The 3,312-nt window shown below is 73.2% G+C and carries 5 protein-coding genes; all 5 read left to right on the top strand.

The window, feature by feature from the left end:
- Positions 1-656 (top strand): FAD-binding oxidoreductase (locus tag GH736_RS19585; protein WP_159606321.1); only part of this gene is annotated, 656 nt, incomplete at its 5' end.
- A complete protein-coding gene (locus tag GH736_RS19580; protein ID WP_235934503.1) occupies positions 656-913 on the top strand; it encodes a DUF6510 family protein in 258 nt (85 codons plus the stop codon). The genes GH736_RS19585 and GH736_RS19580, both read left to right, overlap by 1 nt.
- Positions 914-961: 48 nt before the next feature.
- Complete coding sequence (locus GH736_RS19575; RefSeq protein WP_159606323.1) at positions 962-1,258, top strand: DUF503 domain-containing protein; 297 nt, start codon at positions 962-964, stop codon at positions 1,256-1,258.
- Between the two features lie 75 nt (positions 1,259-1,333).
- Entirely contained in the window at positions 1,334-1,684 is a 351-nt protein-coding gene (locus GH736_RS19570) for a hypothetical protein (protein ID WP_235934500.1), read from the top strand.
- Positions 1,681-3,312: sodium/solute symporter (locus GH736_RS19565; protein WP_235934498.1), on the top strand; the 1,632-nt coding region annotated here is incomplete at its 3' end. The genes GH736_RS19570 and GH736_RS19565, both read left to right, overlap by 4 nt.

Genomic DNA, 3,312 nt, shown 5'->3' with positions numbered 1-3,312 from the left:
CGATCGAGTACGACCGCGTCGCCGGGCAGCACCTCGACGTGCGGCTCACGGCCCCCGACGGCTACACGGCGACGCGGTCGTACTCGATCGCCTCCTCGGGCTCCTCGACGCGCGTCGTGCTCGCGGTCGACAAGCTGCCCGACGGCGAGGTCTCGCCGTACCTCGTCGACGAGGTGCGCGCCGGCGACATGCTCGAGGTGCACGGACCGCTCGGTGCGTTCTTCGTCTGGGCACCCGCCGCCGAGACCGGCGACGCCAGGCCGGTGCAGCTCATCGCGGGCGGCTCCGGCGTCGTGCCGCTCTACGCGATGGCGCACGCGCACGCCGAGGCCGGCGACCCCACCCCGTTCCGCCTGCTCTACTCGGTGCGCACGCCCGACGACGTGTACTTCGCGGAGGAGCTCGCCGCGCTCGCCACGGCGTCCACCCCGTTCCACCTCGACTTCGTCTACACGCGCAGGGCGCCCGATGGATGGGCGGGCGCACCCGGGCGGATCACCCGCGACGCCCTCGAGGCCGCCGTGCTTCCCGTGTCGGAGCATCCGCGGGTCTACGTCTGCGGCTCGACCGGGTTCGTCGAGCTCGTCGCCGACTGGCTCGTGGGCCTCGGCCACGACCCGAGGTCGATCCGCACCGAGCGTTACGGAGGCACCTGATGCAGCACGTCGACGGCAACGCACTGGCCGGCCCGCTCGCCGAGTTCTTCTCGTTCGACGTCACGATGGCGACGGCCCGGTGCAACGGATGCGGCGAGATCGCCGAGCTCGCCCGCGCCATGGTCTACCGGAGCGGGGCCGGCACGGTGGTGCGATGCGGCTCGTGCGACCACGTGCTCGCGACCCTCGTCGAGGCGGGGGACCGCGCCTGGGTCGGCTTCAGCGGCGTGAGCGCGATCGAGATTCCGCGCGGCTGACCGGTCGGGCTGCGGCGTCGGGCTGAGGTGTCGGGCTGAGGCATGGCCATGTGGATCGGCTGGATCGAGTTCGACGTGCTGCTCGGCGACGTGCACTCGCTGAAGGACAAGCGCGCCGTCATCCGCCCGCTCCTCGCCGACCTGCGGCGCACGACCGAGGCGAGCGTCGCCGAGGTCGGCGACCAGGACCTGCACCGGCGCGCCGAGATCGGAGTCGGCGTCGTCGCGTCGGGCGCGGACCGGGTGACCGAGGTGCTCGACCGCGCCGAACGGCTCGTCGCCGGCCGACCCGAGATCACGCTGCTCTCGGCGCGGCGGCGGCTGCGACACAGCGAAGACGACTGAGCGGATGCCGCGGGGCCGGTGGAACCGGCGAGGCGACCGGATGCCGCGGGGCCGCAGCCGCCCGCCCGCGTGCGCGTGACCGCACCCCATGCCGGCTCGCCCGGGGCATCCGCTCGCCCGCACCCCCACGCCGGACGCGAGGCGCCGACGAGCGACATCGCGGGCGTGTACGTGCGGTCGCTGATCCGGTCCCAGCTCCGGCTCGGCATCGTGTTCGCCGTCGGCTTCGCGGTCGCGACGGCGCTGTTCGTCCTCGCCATCGCGCTCGTGCCGCAGCTCGACGCGACGTTCGTGCTCGGCGTGCCGCTGTCGTGGCTGCTGCTCGGAGCCGGCGTCTACCCCCTCGCGATCACCGTCGGCGTCCTCTACGTTCGCGCCGCCTCGCGCAACGAGGCCCGCTACCGCTCGCTCGTGGAGGAGGAGTGAACCCGGTCATCGGCTACACGGCGATCATCGTGGTGGCCCTCGCGTCGGCGCTGATCGGGTTCTACGGGCTGCGCGTCTCGCGCACGACGAGCGACTTCTACGTGGCCAGCCGCACGGTGCGGCCGTGGTGGAACGCGTCGGCGATCGGCGGCGAGTACCTCTCGGCGGCGTCGTTCCTCGGGATCGCCGGCCTCATCCTGCTGACCGGGTCGGCGGCGCTGTGGTTCCCGATCGGGTACACGGCCGGCTACCTCATGCTGCTGCTGTTCGTGGCGGCACCGCTGCGCCGCTCGGGCGCCTACACGATCCCCGACTTCACCGAGGCGCGGCTCGAGTCGGCGTGGGCCCGGCGCGTCACGAGCCTGCTCGTGATCGTCATCGGCTGGTTCTACATCGTGCCGCAGCTGCAGGGGGCCGCGCTCACGGTGCGCATCACCACGGGGTTGCCCGCGTGGGCGGGTTCGCTGGCGGTCGCCGTCATCGTGGCGGTCGTCGTGGCGGCGGGCGGCATGCGGTCGATCACGTTCGTGCAGGCCTTCCAGTTCTGGCTGAAGCTCACGGCCCTGGCGGTGCCGGTGTTCGTGGTGCTGCTCGTGGTGAACGGCGGGGAGCCGCCCGCGCAGCTCACGCCTGCCGAGGCGTTCCCGGCGGCCGCCGGCCCGGGCGACCTCGACGTGTACCGCACGGTGTCGCTCATGGTGGCGCTGCTCTTCGGCACCCTCGGGCTCCCCCACGTGCTCGTGCGCTTCTACACGAACCCCGACGGCGTCGCCGCGCGGCGCACGACCGTGATCGTGCTCGTGCTGCTCTCGGTGTTCTACCTGTTCCCGACCGCGTTCGGATTCCTCGGGCGGGCGTTCGCGCCCGACCTGGCCGCACCCGGGCAATCCGACGCACTCATCCTGCTGCTGCCCGACCGGCTGGTGCCGGGTCCAGTGGGCCAGGTGCTCACGGCCCTCGTCATCGCCGGGGCCTTCGCGGCGTTCCTGTCGACCTCGTCCGGCCTCGTGGTCTCCCTCGCGGGCGTCATCAGCCAGGACCTCCTCGGCGGCAGCGTGCGCGGCTTCCGCATCGCCGCGGTGATCTCGACGTTCGTCCCGCTGGTGGTGGCGCTCGCGACCGAGTCGACCGGGCTCGCCGGCAGCGTGGGACTCGTGTTCGCGTTCACCGCGTCGACCCTCGCACCGATGCTGATCCTCGGGATCTGGTGGCGCGGCCTCACCGCGCGGGGCGCCGTCGCGGGCATGCTCACGGGCGCGGTGCTCTCGGGAGCGGCGATCCTCGGCGGCGGCGCGCTCGCGACGTGGGCGCCCGGCATCCGCCCGTTCCTGGAGCAGCCCGCCGCCTGGACCGTGCCGGTCGCCGTGCTCGTCACGGTGCTCGTGAGCAGCTGCGGCAGAGAAGGTGAGCGACGACGGCTGGGTCCTCGGTTCGGTCGAACTGCTCGACGTCTCGCGCGTGACGGCCCTCGGATGGAACGCGACGATCTCACTCGAGGACGGCCTCCGCTCGACCGTCGACGACTTCCGCCTCCGGCACGCGGCCCGAGCTGCTCAGCGACCCGGTGGGCGAGCTCGCGGCGTCGGCCGACGACACCCCCACCCCCAGCACGACCGCGTCGGCGTCGG

The organism is Agromyces humi, assembly GCF_009720255.1.
Taxonomy (GTDB): domain Bacteria; phylum Actinomycetota; class Actinomycetes; order Actinomycetales; family Microbacteriaceae; genus Agromyces; species Agromyces humi.
The sequence above is the reverse complement of the archived record's forward strand: the minus strand, read 5'-3'. Positions and strand labels throughout refer to the sequence as shown.